General features: G+C 61.1%; 14 protein-coding genes. 7 read left to right on the plus strand and 7 right to left on the minus strand.

Features of this window, described 5'->3' with window-relative positions; genetic code table 11:
- Window positions 1-37: 37 nt before the first annotated feature.
- Window positions 38-1,522 (minus strand): sensor domain-containing diguanylate cyclase, encoded by a 1,485-nt coding sequence (locus OEG84_RS22975; protein ID WP_267655922.1) that lies wholly within the window; start codon window positions 1,520-1,522, stop codon window positions 38-40.
- A 291-nt stretch (window positions 1,523-1,813) separates the two neighbouring features.
- Between OEG84_RS22975 and OEG84_RS22980 the strand changes: the two genes are divergently transcribed.
- The 5 genes from OEG84_RS22980 (at window position 1,814) to glyS (ending at window position 7,572) form a co-directional block, all read left to right on the plus strand.
- Window positions 1,814-2,374, plus strand: coding sequence for a LemA family protein (locus tag OEG84_RS22980; protein WP_267655923.1), 561 nt, complete (start codon window positions 1,814-1,816; stop codon window positions 2,372-2,374).
- Window positions 2,375-2,400: 26 nt separating this feature from the next.
- Complete coding sequence (locus OEG84_RS22985; RefSeq protein ID WP_267655924.1) at window positions 2,401-4,335, plus strand: DUF2207 domain-containing protein; 1,935 nt, start codon at window positions 2,401-2,403, stop codon at window positions 4,333-4,335.
- Window positions 4,336-4,470: 135 nt separating this feature from the next.
- Window positions 4,471-4,716 (plus strand): CDGSH iron-sulfur domain-containing protein, encoded by a 246-nt coding sequence (locus OEG84_RS22990; protein ID WP_267655925.1) that lies wholly within the window; start codon window positions 4,471-4,473, stop codon window positions 4,714-4,716.
- Window positions 4,716-5,102: a VOC family protein gene (locus OEG84_RS22995; RefSeq protein ID WP_267655926.1), complete on the plus strand. Its 387-nt coding sequence runs from the start codon at window positions 4,716-4,718 to the stop codon at window positions 5,100-5,102. The genes OEG84_RS22990 and OEG84_RS22995 overlap by 1 nt, the downstream gene beginning before the upstream one ends.
- 130 nt (window positions 5,103-5,232) lie before the next feature.
- Window positions 5,233-7,572, plus strand: coding sequence for a glycine--tRNA ligase subunit beta (gene glyS / locus OEG84_RS23000; protein ID WP_267655927.1), 2,340 nt, complete (start codon window positions 5,233-5,235; stop codon window positions 7,570-7,572).
- Window positions 7,573-7,742: 170 nt separating this feature from the next.
- On the opposite strand, the gene OEG84_RS23005 is transcribed toward glyS, so the two are convergent.
- Complete coding sequence (locus OEG84_RS23005; RefSeq protein WP_267655928.1) at window positions 7,743-8,339, minus strand: plant virulence effector HPE1-like domain-containing protein; 597 nt, start codon at window positions 8,337-8,339, stop codon at window positions 7,743-7,745.
- Window positions 8,340-8,473: 134 nt separating this feature from the next.
- Window positions 8,474-9,745 carry a phosphoribosylamine--glycine ligase gene (gene purD / locus OEG84_RS23010; RefSeq protein ID WP_267655929.1) on the minus strand — a complete coding sequence of 424 codons (1,272 nt, stop codon included), beginning with the start codon at window positions 9,743-9,745 and terminating at the stop codon, window positions 8,474-8,476.
- Between the two features lie 177 nt (window positions 9,746-9,922).
- On the opposite strand from purD, the gene ubiA reads away from it, so the two are divergent.
- Complete coding sequence (gene ubiA, locus OEG84_RS23015) at window positions 9,923-10,891, plus strand: 4-hydroxybenzoate octaprenyltransferase (protein WP_267656301.1); 969 nt, start codon at window positions 9,923-9,925, stop codon at window positions 10,889-10,891.
- Between the two features lie 80 nt (window positions 10,892-10,971).
- Here the strand turns inward: ubiA and OEG84_RS23020 are convergent, their stop codons facing one another.
- The 4 genes from OEG84_RS23020 to OEG84_RS23035 form a co-directional block, all read right to left on the minus strand.
- The gene (locus OEG84_RS23020) at window positions 10,972-11,535 is read right to left on the minus strand and encodes a DUF6101 family protein (protein ID WP_267655930.1); all 564 of its coding nucleotides are present in this window, start codon (window positions 11,533-11,535) and stop codon (window positions 10,972-10,974) included.
- A gap of 186 nt (window positions 11,536-11,721) precedes the next feature.
- Window positions 11,722-13,155, minus strand: coding sequence for an FAD-binding oxidoreductase (locus tag OEG84_RS23025; protein ID WP_267655931.1), 1,434 nt, complete (start codon window positions 13,153-13,155; stop codon window positions 11,722-11,724).
- A gap of 82 nt (window positions 13,156-13,237) precedes the next feature.
- A complete protein-coding gene (locus OEG84_RS23030; RefSeq protein ID WP_267655932.1) occupies window positions 13,238-14,209 on the minus strand; it encodes an L-threonylcarbamoyladenylate synthase in 972 nt (323 codons plus the stop codon).
- A gap of 191 nt (window positions 14,210-14,400) precedes the next feature.
- Entirely contained in the window at window positions 14,401-15,573 is a 1,173-nt protein-coding gene (locus OEG84_RS23035; protein WP_267655933.1) for a glycoside hydrolase family 25 protein, read from the minus strand.
- Between the two features lie 218 nt (window positions 15,574-15,791).
- On the opposite strand from OEG84_RS23035, the gene OEG84_RS23040 reads away from it, so the two are divergent.
- Window positions 15,792-17,573 carry an acyl-CoA dehydrogenase family protein gene (locus tag OEG84_RS23040; protein WP_267655934.1) on the plus strand — a complete coding sequence of 594 codons (1,782 nt, stop codon included), beginning with the start codon at window positions 15,792-15,794 and terminating at the stop codon, window positions 17,571-17,573.

Genomic DNA, 17,573 nt, shown 5'->3' on the forward strand with positions numbered 1-17,573 from the left:
GCCGCGCGTCGCACCCTGCCATTTTGCCGGCATGGTTTCAGGCCGCGGAGATCGATTTGTTGATGACGGGCTTTTCTCCGTCCTTGGTAACATCGAACAAGCGGTCATTATGGTACGCGCGCTTGTCCTCATACATCAACCGGTCCGCGCGCTTGACCAGATCCTCCATCGATTCGCCATCCTGACTGGTGGCGGTACCGATGGAGACACTGATCGGCGCATTGGAATAGAACTGGTTGTTGATGTGAAGCAATTCATTGATGGTCTCGACCATGGCGGCGGCGGTTTTCTTGTCGGCGCCGGGCAGCAGCACGGTGAATTCATCGCCGCCAACGCGGGCGGCATGATTGGGACGTGACACCACCGAGTTGAGCACCTCACCAAATCGGCGCAGCAGCGCATCGCCGGCGTCGTGCCCAAGCTGGTCGTTGGCCTGCTTGAGACCATTGAGGTCCATCACGATGGCTGACACCGGACGCAGCGGCTTGCGTTCGAGGCGGTTCATTTCGTCCTTGTAGAACGCACGGTTGTGCAGCTTTGTCAGCACGTCGTGCTTGCCGAGATATTCGAGATAGGCTTCGGCCTTCTTGCGCGCGGTGATATCGGTTAGTGCGACCTGCACTTGCGCCCAGTCGTTCTCATGCCCGGGCAGCACCGAAAAATGCAAGAGAATATGCCGCACGGTGCCATCAAGGGCGTAGTTGACCACTTCCCGGGAATGAAACAACTGTCCCTCCCAGAGATCCATCAATTGTTCTCTGAACGGCTTTTCCATTTCATCGCGGAAAATTTCGACCTGGCGCTGCAGCAGCGTCTGAACGTCGGGTGCGCAGAACAGGTCGAGCGTTGCCTGATTGACATTGATGATCCGGATTTCGCTCATGCATTGCTGCACGAATTCCGGATGCACATCCATGAACACGCGAAAATCCTCGATGCCACGGTTGCGCACGGTTTCAAGCAGGTTCCGGATCTGGCTGAAGTCCTCGACCCAGAGCGATACCGGCGAATATTCAAACAGGCCTTCGGCATAACGGCGGCTCTGGACTTCGTTGCGGCGCGCATCCTCGCGCTGGGTAACGTCTTCGGTGGTCAGCAGGATCCGGTCAAGCGTCTGCTCATGGCCCGGCAGCACAGCGCCGCGGAGCAGGATGTCCATGCGTTGGCCGGAAAGCGAGTAATTGACCGTATTGCTGCGGAAGTCGGTTTTCCCGTCCCACAACTCGGCAAGTTCGTTGACATGGCTATCGAGCATTTCGTCGCGAAACACGACTGACAAATTGTCGATGAGGTGTTGCGGGCTGTCCGCTTCGAACAGGTCCAGTGTTTTCTGGTTCACCTTGAGAACCCGGATCGCCGCCGAACACGCAGCAACCCTCGCAATGTCTTCCTTCAGAAAGGCGCGGATGTCGGTAACGCCGTCAGCACGCCAGCGGTCGAACAGCAGCTTCACGCCGCTAAAATCCTCGATCCACATAGCAATCGGCGCCAAGTCGAAGATACCGGTCTCGGAATTATTCATTCAATCGGCGTCCCTGTTTCTGAAGAGGCAGCCCGGCTTGCGTCGTTGCCAGGCGCGTCTGAATCCATGTGGCCGATTATCGACTGCCAATGGTAAAGTAATGCTTGACGAAACCCCGTGGAAAATCACTGCGGCGGCCAAATTTGGCACACAGCAGTAATCTGCAGATTTCATTGTAACAACACCGGTTTACTTGCCTTGTCCCGTGGATTTTTCCGGGCTTCCGGCATAAGGTCGCAATCTTGTTCGGTCGTGCCTGGGCAAATCAATTATAAAAGGGGAGTGTGGCGCATGATGACTTGGATTATTTTGGCGGTGCTGGTTGGCATCGTGGTCTACGGGGTTTCGCTCTACAACACGCTGGTCAAGAACCGCCAGATGGCAGGTGAGGGCTGGAGCGGCATTGACGTTCAATTGAAGCGGCGGGCGGATTTGATCCCCAATCTTCTCGAAGCAGTCAAAGGCTACATGTCGCACGAAAAGGAACTTCTCGAGGAAGTAACCCGGCTGCGCAGCCAGGCTGTCGCCGGCAACACCGGTTCGCCCGAGCAAAGGGCGTCGATCGAAGGCGCGCTGAGCGGTGCGCTTGGCCGGTTGATGGCGGTGGCTGAAAGCTATCCCGACCTCAAGGCCAGCGAGAATTTCAAGGAATTCCAGCAGGCACTCGAAGAGACTGAAAACGAGATCTCGATGTCCAGGCGCTATTACAACGGCGCGGTACGCAATCTCAATGTCTCGGTGGAAACCTTCCCCTCGGTGCTGATTGCCAACCAGTTTGGCTTCGTCAAGGCCGAGTATTTCGAAATCGAGGAAGAGGCCGACCGCGCCGTTCCCAAGGTTTCTTTCCAGTAAGAAACTCTCTCCAGGGAGGCCAGACAATGCGGCATTGGCTTATCGCGATCGTTGCCTGCTGGGTGCTGCTTGTTCCGCAAGCAGCCACGGCGCGCGAGGAAATACGCTCCTACATCGCTGACATCGAGGTTCGCACCGATGCGGCGATCGAGGTCACCGAAACGATCACGGTCAATGCCGAGGGCGGCGACATCCGGCGCGGCATTTATCGCGATATTCCGCTGCGTGCGCTCGATGAGTGGGGGCTGTGGTCGAGCAATGGCTTCGATCTCATCGAGGTGCTCCACAACGGTCAGCCATCGCCCTACAACACTGAATGGCAGGGTCGCTTCTTCCGGATCTATATCGGTGATGCCGATACCATCATCCCGCACGGTGAGCACACCTACACGATCCGCTACCTGACCACCCGGCAGTTGCGGTTTTTCGATGATTATGATGAGCTCTACTGGAACGTGACCGGCAATTTCTGGAGTTTTCCGATTCTCGCCGCCGAAGCCCGCGTGCATCTGCCCGACGGCGCCCGCGCCCAACAGCTTGCCGCCTATACTGGCGGCTTTGGCGATAATGGCAGCGATTATACAGCCTCCGGGCAGGGGACCTCCGAAGCACGGTTCCAACTCACCAAGGCGCTCGATCCACAACAAGGCATGACCGTTGCCGTGGGTTTCACCAAGGGCGTGGTTTCTGCCGATGCGGACGGATCCGGGGGCGGGTTTGGCAGCAATGTCGGCATATTCCTGCTGATCCTGGGCTGGCTTATTGTGCCGTTCTATTTCCTGTTTGCCTGGAACAAGGTCGGCCGTGATCCGCCGTCGCCGCCCATTATTCCGTTGTTTCATGCGCCTGACAATCTGTCGCCGGCAGCACTTTCCTATGCCCATTTCAACCGGTTTCGCCAGGGCGCCAAGGGAGCTGACCTGTCTTTCATCGCAGCACTTTTGTCGCTGGGCGTGAAACGCTTCCTGACAATCGACGAATATCAGGATGGCAACATCGCCTTCAAACGCGGGCCTGTCGCCGGCAAGAACCCGCAGCCTGCCTTGCCTGCCGGTGAAAACGCGCTTTATGCAGGCCTGCTCGGCAATCGCTCCGAAATCTATCTCGACAAGCACAACGGACCCGCCTTGCAGAGTGCGCAGGCAGCCCTACGCAGCGCCATACAGGTCGAATATCAGGGCAAGTATTATCGTGCCAACACTGCATGGTTCGTCTTCGGCGTTGCCATCGCGATTGTCACATTCATAGTTGGCATCATTCTGCAGGACCCACCGGACGAAGGACTTGGGTATCTGATCCCGGTGCTGCTCACCTCGCTGTTCGGCGGCGTCATCCTGGTCATCGGTCGGGTTGTGTACGGCAGCCCCGGGGCAGGGAGTGTCAGCCGTTTCTTTGGTGGCCTGTTGCTGTTCATCGGCACCGCGGTGTTTTTGGGTGGCGGCGTCGCCGTGGTGGCGATGCCCGGCGAGGTGCCGATCTATCGCCTGGCCGCCGTGCTTGTTGTTATCGGCTTCGCGGTGATCATCCTGATGCATTGGTTACTGGGCGCACCGACCGCGCTTGGCGCCAAAGTTCTCACCGATATCAAGGGCTTCAAGCTCTACCTCGAAACCGCTGAAACCAACCGGCTCAATCTGCGCGACGCGCCGAAAATGTCGGAGGAGCTGTTTGAGCGGTTTCTGCCCTATGCGGCGGGTCTGGGCGTTGAAAAGCCCTGGTCGGAAGCCTGGGCCTCGCATCTGGCGCGGGTAGCCCCCGACCGCGCTGATGACTATCACCCTGGCTGGTACCACGGCAATTCATGGTCGCCCGGCAATATCGGCGCGGCAGCCGCATCCTCGGTGGCAGCGGTATCTGCGGCGATGGCCGCATCCATGCCCGAGCCCAAGAGTTCATCTGGCTCGTCCGGCGGCGGTTCTTCCGGCGGCGGTGGTGGCGGCGGCGGCGGTGGTGGCTGGTAAATCGGCCTCCATCTGCGCTTTTTTGTCTCGTTTGCCATGTTGACGCATTGTCAACCGAAGCTGTGCTTGCGCTACGTGTGCGTGTGCGTATCGTAAACCGCAATTGCTTCGAAAGACGTAGACAGGAATAGTGCCATGGCCAAAGGTCAAATCGCCGGAACCGCCCCCATTCGCATCGAGGTTGAGGCCGGAAAGAACTATTTCTGGTGCGCCTGCGGTCGTTCGGCCAAGCAGCCCTTTTGCGACGGCAGCCACAAGGGTACCGAATTTTCCCCGGTGAAATGGACCGCCGAAGCCAGTGGGGCGAAATTCTTCTGCGCCTGCAAACAGACCGACGGCCAACCCTTTTGCGATGGCTCGCACAAGGCGTTGGCTGTGTGATGACACCGGCGAGATTGACGGCACAGGCTCCGGTGATGCTGGCCTCGAATCTGATCGAGAGCGTCGAATTCTGGAAGGCCCGGTGCGGCTTTACCGCCAATCTGTGGGGGGACCCGCCGGATTTCGCCATCCTTCGCCGCGACGGCATGCATCTGATGCTGTCGCAAAAGCCTGCCGGTCACGAAATCATCCCCAACTGGCATATCAAGGACAAGCTCTGGAACGCCTATTTCTGGGTGGATGACGCCAAGGCGCTGCATGCGGAATTTGTCGCAGCCGGCGCGCCGATCGATTACGGCCCCTGCGTCCAGGATTACGGAGTGCTCGAGTTCGGTATCCAGGATCCCGATGGCCGCGACATCGCGTTCGGTCAGTCGCTCGACTGAGCCAGGTGTCCTCATTGTCCCTTTCTCGCACAGGGCGCGTCCCTGCTTGGGCGGATAATCCTCAATCGACAGATGACATTTCCGGCCGGGCTTGCTAAGTCCCGGCCGAATTCCGATTGCAGGATATCCCATGCCCGACCTACTGATTGAACTCCGCTCCGAGGAAATTCCCGCACGCATGCAGCGCAAGGCTGCCGGCGATTTGCGCAAATCCGTGACCGACGCACTGGTTGATGCGGGCCTGACCTACCAGGCCGCGCGCGAATACTGGACGCCGAGACGGCTGACGCTGGATGTTCGCGGCCTGACCGCTCGGTCCAAGGACGTCAAAGACGAGATCAAGGGCCCATCCACCAAGGCGCCGGAACAGGCAATCGCCGGCTTCATGCGCAAGGCCGGGCTCAACGACATTTCCGAAGCCCATATTCATACCGATCCGAAGAAGGGCGATTTCTATCTCGCCCGCATTTCCCGACCGGGCAGGTCCGCCGAGGAGATCATCGCCGACGTGATGCCGGGCATCATTCGCGGTTTCTCCTGGCCGAAATCAATGCGCTGGGGCAGTGCCTCTATGCCCAAGGGCGCAAGCTACAACGGCATCGAAGGCAAGGGTGGCGAAGCGCTCAGATGGGTGCGGCCGCTGCAATCGATCATCTGCACTTTCGGCCCGGAAACCGAGGACCCGACCGTCATCGATTTTGCCATTGATGGTCTTGTCGCCGGCAACCAGACCGCCGGCCACCGCTTTCACGCGCCCGATCCGTTCACCGTGCGGCGGTTTGACGATTACGCCGAAAAGCTCGAGCGCGCGCATGTGGTGCTCGACGCCGACCGGCGCAAGGAAATCATTCTTTCCGATGCCCGCAACCTCGCCTTTGCCTCCGGGCTGGAACTGGTCGAGGACGAGGCGCTGCTCGACGAAGTCTCCGGACTGGTCGAATGGCCGGTGGTGCTGATGGGCGAGTTCGAGGAGGATTTCCTGCAGATCCCCGACGACATTATCCGGCTGACCATCAAGACCAACCAGAAATGCTTCGTGCTCAGAAAGCCCGGCAACGGGCTGTCCAACAAGTTCATCCTGGTCTCCAACATCGAGGCCAGCGACGGCGGCAAGGAAATCGCCCTCGGCAACGCCAAGGTGGTGCGCGCGCGGCTTTCCGATGCACTCTATTTTTGGACCACCGACCAGGCCAATCTGCCCGACATGGCCAAGCTTGAAACTTCGGCTGAAAAGCTCGGACTCGATATGACCAAGCCGCTCGATCAGCGCATGGCGCGCCTGGATCAGTTGAACGTTACCTTCCACGCAAAGCTTGGTTCGCAGGGCGAACGCGTTCAGCGCATCGCCAAACTGGCGGCCGAACTGGCGCCAACGGTCGGTGCCGATCCGGCGCTGGCCACCCGCGCGGCACTGCTCGCCAAGGCTGATCTGACCACCGAAGTGGTCGGCGAATTCCCCGAATTGCAGGGCGTGATGGGCCGCATCTATGCCGGCCTGCAGGGCGAGAATGCGAGCGTCGCAGCAGCCCTCGAAGAACACTACAAGCCGCAAGGCCCGTCAGATGAAGTGCCGACCGACCCGGTGTCGATCGCCGTCGCCTTGGCCGACAAGCTCGACACGCTGGTCGGCTTCTGGGCCATCGACGAAAAGCCGACAGGGTCGAAGGATCCCTATGCTCTCCGCCGCGCGGCGCTGGGCATGATCCGGATAGTGGTCGAGAATCAAATAGAGTTGGGGTGGTGGCCTGGCTTTGTTATTGCCGGGCGAAGAGTCATGGGACAAATGCTGAAGACTGCGTACGCTCAGAAAATTTCGCTTCCAATTGTTGAGTTGAATAGCGAGATGGCAAAAACTGTGGCTGAGCTTGCTGACGTGTCCGACAAAGCGGTCAATGTGTTGACTAGCGAGAGTTTCCGCATTCCGCCTCAGGACTGGGAAATACAACGGTCAAATGACCTCCTATCCTTCTTCCACGACCGCCTCAAGGTTTACCTGCGTGACAAGGGTGCCCGCCACGATCTCATCGACGCGGTGATCACGCCGTCCTCCGATGACCTCTTGGACATTACCCGCCGCGTCGAGGCACTGGGTGCGTTCCTTGATACCGAGGACGGCAAGAACCTGCTGGCCGGCGCCAAGCGCGCCGCCAATATTCTTGCCGCCGAGGAGAAGAAGGGCACGGCTGTTGCCGAGACGGTTGACCCGGCGTTGTTCGAGTTCGATGCCGAGAAAAACCTCTTTGCTGCGGTGAATCAATCTGTCAGCGCAGCGACTCAAGCGATTGGGAATGAAGATTATTCCGCCGCCATGAGCGCACTTGCCACTTTACGTGAACCCGTTGATTCATTTTTTGAAGCAGTGCTGGTAAACGCAGAAGTTGAAAGTGCTCGGGCCAATCGCCTCGCGTTGCTCGCCATGATCCGTCAGGCCACCGGCGCAGTCGCCGACTTCTCCCGTATCGCCGGATAGCAACTCTCGCAAGCCGGCCCGGTTTGCCGGTCAGCCGAGGCCACAGCCTGTGGTCAGAGTTCGTGCGTGGGAAAGCTCCAATGCCCGAAGCCGGCAACCCCTGGAGGAGGGCGCCGGCCTGGTGCCTTCGCGACGACCCGGTGTTGGGGTCTGTGCGGGGCAGGGAAGGGCTAGTTCAGCCTGAGCTCGAATTTTGACGCATCAAACGGCTTGGCTGCTTCGGCGGTATCAATGCCCAGCGCCGACGTCGTGGCCTCGGTGTCGATCCCGGGCGCGGTGTTGGCGATCACCGGCTTGTACAGCGGCGGTGCCACCAGCACCGGTTCGGTCACCGGCGTTGCGGTTCGTGGCATGTCGGTTTTGATGATGGCCGCAGCAGTCATCGGCTGATCAGCCGCAACGTCGTCGGCAGCCTTGGGCAGGTCTGCAATTTGGGTTTCACTTGGCTGGGAGACACCCAGCGCAACCAGGTCCATGTCGCTGGCTTTGCGCACCATGGTCACCGGCGATCCGCCCAGCCACCCTTCGGTGCGGTAGATCATCATCTGGCCGTCGACTTCCCGGACCTCAATGATCTGCTCGCCCAGCCCGAGTTTGACTTCGGCTTCGGCGGCGGCTTTTTCCGCAGCTTCGCGCACGCAAGCCGGACAGCCGATTTCGACGATGCTGGTCCGCTCGCTCCCGGTCGCCGTGTACGGTCCGATCGATGAGGCGCTGGCTGCACTGGCACCTGCACACAGGCTCGCCGTCAGGATCAATCTCAGCATGGTGGCTACTCCCCTTTTCGCCGGAAATACCGGTTCTGGTGAGTTCACTCTAGCTCAGGGCCGTTACGATCCGGTTGTCGAAAGAGGTAACCAATTGATTAAGATGGAGTGCTTCAAACAGCCCCTGAAATTCTCTAGGACTCGCGCGCAACCGCCTGCCAGCCGATGTCGCGGCGGCAAAAGCCGTCCGGCCAGTCAATCGCGTCCACTGCGTGATAAGCCCGCGCCTGCGCGGTTTTGACGCCCGGCCCTCGCGCGGTGACATTGAGCACGCGCCCGCCATTGGCGACCAGTTCTGCGCCGTTGAGCGCTGTGCCTGCGTGAAACACCTTGGCGCCGTCTGCTTCGGCCGCTGCCAGTCCGGCAATCGGCGTCCCTTTTTTGGGTGTGCCGGGATAGCCTGAGGCCGCCATCACCACGGTCAGCGCCGCCTCGTCGCTCCAGCGTGCCGAAACATGGGCGAGGCCACCTTGGGCGGCGGCGTTGAGCAGCACCACGATGTCGTCCTTGAGCCGCATCATTAGCACCTGGCATTCGGGATCGCCGAAACGCACATTGTACTCGATCAGCTTGGGGCCGTCGGCGTCGATCATCAATCCGGCATAGAGAACACCCGTAAACGGCGCGCCGATCTCGGCCATGCCGCGCATGGTCGGCTCGATGATTTCCTTCATGGTACGCTCGATCAGTTCAGGGGTCAGCACCGGCGCCGGTGAATAGGCGCCCATTCCGCCGGTATTGGGGCCGGTGTCGCCGTCGCCCACACGCTTGTGGTCCTGGGCCGTACCGAACGGAAGCGCTGTCTTGCCGTCGCACAGGCAAAAGAAGCTGGCCTCCTCGCCGGTCAGGAACTCCTCGACCACGACTTCCGCGCCGGCTGTGCCAAACGCGCCCTCGAAGCAATCCTCGATCGCGGCCATCGCCTCCTCGATGGTCATCGCCACGGTGACACCTTTACCGGCGGCCAGCCCGTCGGCCTTGATCACGATCGGTGCGCCTTGCGCCCGTGCATAGGCCTTGGCCTTTGGCGCATTGTTGAAACGCTGATAGGCAGCGGTGGGAATGTTCTGGCTCGCGCACAGATCCTTGGTGAAGCCCTTCGAGCCTTCCAGCTGTGCCGCCTGCGCCGAGGGGCCGAACACGCGGATGCCGGCGCCAACAAGCGCATCGGCAAGACCGGCAACCAGCGGTGCTTCCGGTCCGACAACCACCAGGTCGATATTCTTGTCGCGGCAGAATGCAATCACGGCGGCATGGTCGCCGACATCGAGATCGCTCAGCGTCGCGTGCTCAGCGATGCCCGGGTTGCCGGGTGCGGCAAACAGGGTGTCGAGTATCGGCGATTGTGCCATCTTCCAGGCTAAGGCATGTTCGCGGCCGCCCGATCCAATCAGCAGGATTTTCATCTTTGCGCACTCCGTTGCAAGCTCCCGCGCGCAGTTTGCGGGCGTGGGGACGGGGTAGGGAATAGCAGCCTCAGCGTCAAGACAAGGCGTGTGTCTGCTCCCATGCCAATCGCCCGAAAGCAGGATGTTGAAGCGCGAAACTTGACGCCAGCCGGCACTGCTGCCAACAGTCGCGCCATGTCGGAAGCTCCACAAACCACCGAATCCGAAACCGAAACCGCCAGGGTCGCCGATGCGCCCTCGGGCAACTGGGTCTACCGGGTGCTGCCGCGCGCGCTCTGGCCGCATGCCCAGCTTGCCCGCTGGGACCGCCCGATCGGCTGGCAATTGCTGATGTGGCCATGTTTCTGGTCGGCAGGGCTTGCCGCCAATGTAGCCAGCCAGGCCGGCATTTGGACGCCCGCAACCACGCTCTGGCACCTTATCCTGTTCATGACCGGCGCGATTGCCATGCGCGGCGCCGGCTGCACCTGGAACGATCTGGTCGACTTCAAGATCGACGCGATGGTGGCGCGCACCCGGTCGCGGCCCTTGCCGTCGGGCCGAATTTCACGCCGTGCGGCAATTGCGTTCCTGTTCATCCAGGCCTTGGTGGGGCTTCTGGTGCTGGTCCAGTTCAATGGGTTTTCGATTGCGCTGGGCATAGCCTCGCTCGCTGTTGTGGCGATCTATCCCTTTGCCAAGCGATTTACCGATTGGCCGCAATTCTTTCTCGGCCTGGCATTTTCTTGGGGCGCGCTGATGGGGTGGGCGGCGATGTTTGGTTCCCTGTCGCTGCCGCCGCTACTGCTTTATGCCGGCGCGATCGCCTGGACCATCGGCTATGACACGATTTATGCCCATCAGGACAAGGAGGACGACGCGCTGGTCGGCGTGCGGTCCACCGCGCGGCTGTTTGGCGCCAACACCAAAGCCTGGCTGGTTGCGTTTTACGGGCTGTTTGCAGCACTTGCGTTGTCGGCTTTCGTTCTGACTGCGGTCGCATGGCCCGCCTATGCCGGACTGGCGTTGGCGATTGTCCTGCTTGGTTGGCAGATCCGGGTCATCGATATTGACGATGCCGACCAGTGCCTGGCATTGTTCAAGGCCAACAGCCATGTCGGTCTGATCGTGTTTCTTGGCCTCATTACAGCGCTGCTCGCCTGAACACCGCACTCCCGTGACAAGCAAAATCCCGGCCGCTTCTTTCAAGCAACCGGGATTTTGGGTCGTTTCGCTATGATGGTTTAGCGCCGCGCGATGATCTCGCGGCCCTCGATGCGCATGCGAATGCCCATCTTGCCGGTGGAGCGACGCACCAGAAAGCGCGGACGCCGGTCGGCAATCTGGTTGTGGCGGCGGCGGCGTGTCGGCGCCGTTGCCGGCTGGTTCTGGCCGTCGTCGAGCGGACGGGCGATGCCATCGGCCTCCACCATCATCATCGGCAGGCCATAGATTTCCGCCCAGGTGCGCCAGTCGGCGGCGATATCGTCAAGATCATGGGCAACCAGCAGCGGCACGCACAAGGCGCTGTCGCTGTGGTGCAGTTCCAGCGTTACCGTCACCGTGCCGTCGCCATGATCGATGGCGCGCGCCGCTACACCCTTGAAGGCGCGGGCAGGCAGCGCGATCGACAGCGGCAGGCCTGATTTCGACAGCATCTTCTTGACCACCGCACCACGGTGATCGAGCGTCACCGAAACTTCCTGCAGGTCGTCACGTGCCGCATAGGACACCCGTTGCGGAAAATTGCCTGGGTCCAGTCTGAGTTCGAACCCGGCCCATACGGGCTTCAAAACTGTGTTGGTCATTATTATCGCCTTCTGTAACCCTTGAGAGCCGGTTATCCGGTCTTCTCGTCCGGGGCTTTTCGCCCTCTCACAAGACGGACAATGCCCCGGCGGCCGTTCCCGCCGCCTTAAATTTTTGGGTTAAGAAAAGCTATGTTTTGGAGATGGTTAGCGAAAGAACACCGTCCCATTTCCGATTTGGAAAGGTTACCGGGAAGCAAGCACCTTGCCCGGGTTCATGATACCCTTGGGATCAAACGCCTGCTTGATGCGGTGCATCATCGCCATTTCCACCGGGGACTTGATGGCGGCCAGTTCATCGCGCTTGAGCTGGCCAATTCCGTGCTCGGCGGAAATCGATCCGTCCAATTCCAAAACAATTGCATGGACGATTTTGTTAATCTCGCCCCACCGCGCCAGAAACGTTTGCTTGTCGGCGCCGACGGGCTGGGAGATGTTGTAATGAATATTGCCGTCGCCCATGTGGCCGAAGGCGACAATCCGCGCGTCTGGGATGGCCGACAGCACGGCTCGGTCGGCAAGGGCGAGGAATTCAGGCACCCGCGCCACCGGCACCGAAACATCGTGCTTGATCGAACCGCCTTCGGGTTTTTGCGCCCAGGACATGGATTCTCTCAGTTTCCAGAATGCCTGACGCTGGGCCTCGGTTTCCGCCGCTGCCGCATCTCGGATCAGGCCCTGCGCATCGGCGGCCACGAACAGGTCCTCCAGCATTGCCCGCGCTGCCTCCTGGGACCGCCCCGATGAAATATCGATCAGCGCATACCAGGGATGGGGCGCGCTAAGCGGGTCGCGGACGCCATTGATATGGCGGGTGGTGAACTCGATGCCGATCCGCGGCAACAGCTCAAACCCGGTAAGCGACGGGCCGCACAGATCCTGGGCCAACCGGAACAGCTTCAGTGCCGTCTCGGGGCTGTCGACGCCGGCATAGATGGTTTCGTGCCCGCGCGGTGCGGCGTAGAGCTTGAGGACCGCTGCCGTGATGATCCCGAGCGTGCCCTCGGCACCGATGAACAGGTCGCGTAGATCATACCCGGTATTGTTTTTCTTGAGCGCCCGCAGGCCATGCCAGATCTCGCCATCGGGCAGCACCACTTCGAGACCCAGACAAAGCTGGCGCATGTTGCCATAGGCAAGCACCGCGGTGCCGCCGGCGTTGGACGAGAGATTGCCGCCAATCTGGCAGGAGCCTTCCGAGCCCAGCGACAATGGAAACAGCAGGCCCGCCTCGCTGGCTGCCTGCTGCGCCCGGCCCAGCACGACGCCTGCTTCGGCCACCATGGTCTGACCCAGCGGGTCGAGTGAGCGGATCCGATTGAGGCGTGACAGCGAGACCACTACTTCAGCCTTGTCCGCGCGGGGCGATTGCGCGCCCACCAGCCCGGTATTGCCACCCTGCGGCACCACCGCTGTTTCGGTCTCGTGGGCGAGCTTGAGGATAGCCGCCACTTCGTCGGTATTTGCCGGGCGCAGCACCAGCGGGCTTTCGCCCTGATAGAGACCGCGCAGCTCGATGAGATGCGGAGCAATGTCGGCGGGATCGGTAAACGCATTCGCTGGGCCGGTGATGGCGGCGAAACGATCAATCAGAGCGGGGTCTGTCAAGGGATAGGGCATGATCGGGATTTACCGCTGCGACCGGCCCAAGTCGAGAGGGCGCGTGTCACAATGATGCGGTGACAGCTATAACGCGAGCGGATCAGTCGCGCGGCGCGGCCGCCCGCGCCAGCCGGTCATTGATGGCCTCGCCAAGTCCGTGGGTAGGAACCGGCGCGATCGCGATGCCCCGACCACCGGCCTTGTCGGCACGCTTGAGCAGGGAGAATAGGTTGGCTGCGGCCTCGCGCAGATCACCGGCGGGCGAGAGGTCCATGACCGCATGCGCCTGTTCCTCGTTTGCCAGCGCCTGGCCACCAAAACGGATGACCGATTCGTCCGGCTCTGCCATCTGCACATTCAGCCGCACCGTCGATTGCGGTGCGTAATGCGAGGCCAGCATGCCCGGAGCCATCACCGCGCCATGCTGTCCGGGCGCGCGCCGCCCGACCGAAACACCGGCGACCGCTTCGATATCTTCAACGGCAACTCCGCCCGGCCGGAGCAAAGTCAGTTGTTCGTCGTTAACGGCCACGATTGTTGATTCCACCCCGATGCGGCAGGCGCCATTGTCGAGGATCAGGCCGATCCGATCACCCAGATCGTCGGCAACATGCTGTGCCGATGTCGGGCTGATCCGGCCCGAAAGATTGGCGCTGGGGGCGGCCAACGGACGGCCGAATGCGGCAATCAGCGTGCGGGCGTAGCCCTCGGGAACCCGGACCGCAGCCGTAGTAAGTCCGGCTGTCGCGAGATCGTGGATGTCGCCTTCCGGGTTGAGCGGCAGCACCAGTGTCAACGCACCCGGCCAGAAGGCCGCTGCGAGCTTTTCGGCAAGCGGTGAAAACAGCACATGCGCCCGGGCCATTTCCAGGTCCGCCATATGCGAAATTAGCGGGTTGAACCGCGGACGGCCCTTGGCTTCGTAGATCCGGGTGATCGCTGCCGGGTTGGTAGCGTCCGCCGCCAGTCCGTAGACGGTCTCAGTGGGAACCGCCACTGCTTCGCCGCTTTGCAGCGCTGAGAGTGCGGCATCGAGTGTTTTCGGGTCGGAAATCGGAAGAATGCGGGCCATGCCGGAGGTGTCCATTATATCTGCCGCCGCTCTATCAGCCGTACCACTGGTGCGCAACACACGCGTGGTCGCAGCACCATGCCCAGGCGCTGTGCCAAGCTATCTGGGATCGATCCGGCCTCGTGCCGAATGTGAAGCGACTCGGGAAGAAGCGGCAGGCAGAGGGGAGGCCTCCACACCGGTTGCGACGTCTATCCGCGGCGAAGGCGTTGGCAAAGACGGACGCGCAAAAAGGTCTTCGCCCTGGTTGGCTGCAGCACCAGACCGCCTGCCACAGTACCGGTCCAGCGCGGTCCCGCCTCGGGCATTGCCGGAAGTTGCACATGGCGGTAGGCGGCCACCTCCGGCAGTTCCCAGCGATGCGACAGCACCGGGATGGGGATGCCGCCATCTTTCAGGCGCGGCGCCGGATGCAGACCGGTGTCAGCGGCTGGCGACATAAGCCGTGCGGTGGCATTGATCGATCCGGTCAGGATCGTATCGGTATTGGTGCTGCTGGCTGCAACCAGCACTGTCGCAGCATCGCCCGGTTCGCGTTCCGGAACCAATTCACCCCACGGCCATGTCTTTTCAAGCGTCTTTCTGTCCATGGCGACGACATTGACATCAATGTCCTTGAGCGTGCCGGGCACCCGGTAGGGGCAGGATTTCCGCTTGCAATTGTGCATTGTCGAGAATTGCCACAGCGCATAGCTCTGCCAATTGCCCATCGGAAACACCCCGGCGATGGAGGGCTTGTAGCGTGCATACCACAACGGCAATCGCGCCAGCACGGGGTAGGCGTCGCGGTTGGCGGCGATGGCCTTGGCGGTGACATGGTTGGTGTAGAGCACCGGGTAGCGCCCGGTTCTCGCCTTGACGTGGCGCGCAAAGATATCCGCGTCCTCAAGCGACATGAATTTGTCGGCGTTGATGTCTTCAATGTCGATAACCATCATTTCGTCTTCAGCCGGCTCGGCGAAATCGAGAAAGTGGTTGGCTTGGTCGATCGGATTGCCGGGCCGCGCCAAATGGTAGGCGCCCCACAGCAAGCCCCTCGATTTAGCCAGCATCCGGCGGGTCTGGTAGAGCTCGCGGCTGACGGCATATTTGCGCCACATGGTGCGGCAATGCCCCAGCGTGTCACCCCTGTGGCCGTCCTTGCAACTGTAGCTTTCCGGCAACCCGTCCGATGCCTTGCTGACAAAGGCGGCAATCCGGCTGTCGCCCAGCATCTCTTCCCAATCGATGATGTTCATCTCGTAGGCGTCGATCACCAGCGCGTTGCTGGTGGTCTTCCATGGCTGCGTGTCCGCGGCTGTCGCAGGCGCTGCCAGCAAGGCCGCAACGACAAGCGCCGGCCATAGTGAAAAGCAAAATCTCATGCGTGGCTCCGTCCAGGGCCCGATCCCTTCGGGTTGCGCGAAGGGATGACTGGCCATGCTGGCGGAAACATGGTTAAAAAATGGTGTTTTGTTGCGAGGAGTCGACGCCTTGTCCAGATTGGCGCGCCCCGTAAATTGACGTTTACGTAAAAATCACTTAGCGATAACCGCGATTGGAGCCCTGCGTAAGCGGCAGGCGGCAAACAGGAGAAGACTTGATGTATCGTGCGCCGGTTGATGAAATTGCCCATACACTGAAATCCGTTGCAGGCTTGCGCAAGGCGCTTGATGCGGGTCGGTTTGGTGATCTGGGCGAGGATCTGGTCGACGCCATACTCAGCGAAGCCGGCCGCTTCGCCTCCGATGAAATAGCCCCTCTCAACGAGATCGGCGACCGCCATGGTGCGCTGCTTGAAGATGGCGCCGTGACGACACCGCCGGGCTGGAAGGAACTTTACAGGAACTGGATCGACGGTGGCTGGAACGGCCTGACCGGTCCCGAGGAATATGGCGGGCAGGGGCTGCCGATGCTGTTGTCGGTGGCGGCGCTGGAAATGTGGAACTCCGGGTCGTTGGCCTTCGGCATCGGCCCGACCCTGACTATGGGCGCGGTCGAAGCGCTCGACAAGCACGCCACTGACGATCTCAAGGCTAAGTATCTTGAAAAGCTGGTGACCGGCGAATGGATGGGGACGATGAACCTCACCGAACCGCAGGCAGGCTCCGACCTCAATGCGCTCAAGGCCCGCGCCGAACTGGTTGGCGATGGCACCTACCGGATTTTCGGCCAGAAAATCTTCATCACCTATGGCGAGCATGATTTGACCGACAACATCGTCCATCTGGTTTTGGCGCGCCTGCCGGATGCACCGGCCGGCACCCGCGGCATCTCGCTGTTTCTGGTGCCGAAATTCTTTGTTGGCGATGATGGCGAGCTGGGCGAACGCAATGACGTGTTCTGCTCGGGCCTAGAACACAAGCTCGGCATCCACGCCTCTCCGACCTGCACGATGATTTACGGCGACGGCAAGTTTGGCGACCAGCCCGGCGCCATCGGTTGGCTGATTGGCGAGGAAAATCGCGGCCTTGCCTGCATGTTCACGATGATGAACAACGCCCGCCTCGCTGTCGGCATGCAGGGCGTGGCGATCGCCGAGGCCGCCTACCAGAAGGCATTGGCCTACGCCAAGGACCGCACCCAGGGCCGCGTAGCGGGATACAAGGGTGAGGGCATGAGCCCGATCATCCAACACCCCGATGTCGCCCGCATGCTGATGACCATGAAGGCGCTGACCCAGGGTGCGCGCGCCATCTGCTATTCCTGCGCGGAGGCGCTCGACATGGCCCGCGTCAGCGAAGGCGACGAAGCCAAGGCGTGGTCGGAACGCGCCGGGCTGATCACACCGATTGCCAAGGCTTTTGCCACCGATATCGGTCTCGAGGTCGCCTCGCTCGGTGTCCAGGTACATGGCGGCATGGGCTTCATCGAGGAGACCGGCGCAGCTCGGCTGTTGCGTGACGCCCGCATTGCGCCGATCTATGAGGGCACCAACGGCATCCAGGCCATCGATCTGGTAATGCGCAAGCTGCCGCTTTCGGGTGGCGCGACGGTCGCTGCCTTCATCGCCGATTTCAAAGCCGACGCGGAGGCCGCCCGGGCCTCGAATTCACCGGCACTTGCCGGTGTCACCGAAGGACTCGATCGGGCGATTGCCGATCTTGAAACCGCCACCACCTATCTGCAATCGGCTGCCTCGGAAGGCCGTCAGGTCGACGCGCTGACCGGCGCCACACCCTATCTACGGCTGTTCGGCCTGACCGCAACCACGGCCATGCTGGTGCGCGGTGCACTGGCCGATCAGGACGCGCCGGAAGCCCAGGGACGTGCAGCACTTGCCCGCTTTGCAGCCTTCAATCTGGCGCCCGAGACCGCAGGCCTTGTGACTGCCGTGACCAGCGGGTCGGCAAGCCTCGAGCTCGCCACCGCAGCACTCGCCTGA

Source organism: Hoeflea algicola (assembly GCF_026619415.1).
GTDB lineage: Bacteria > Pseudomonadota > Alphaproteobacteria > Rhizobiales > Rhizobiaceae > Hoeflea > Hoeflea algicola.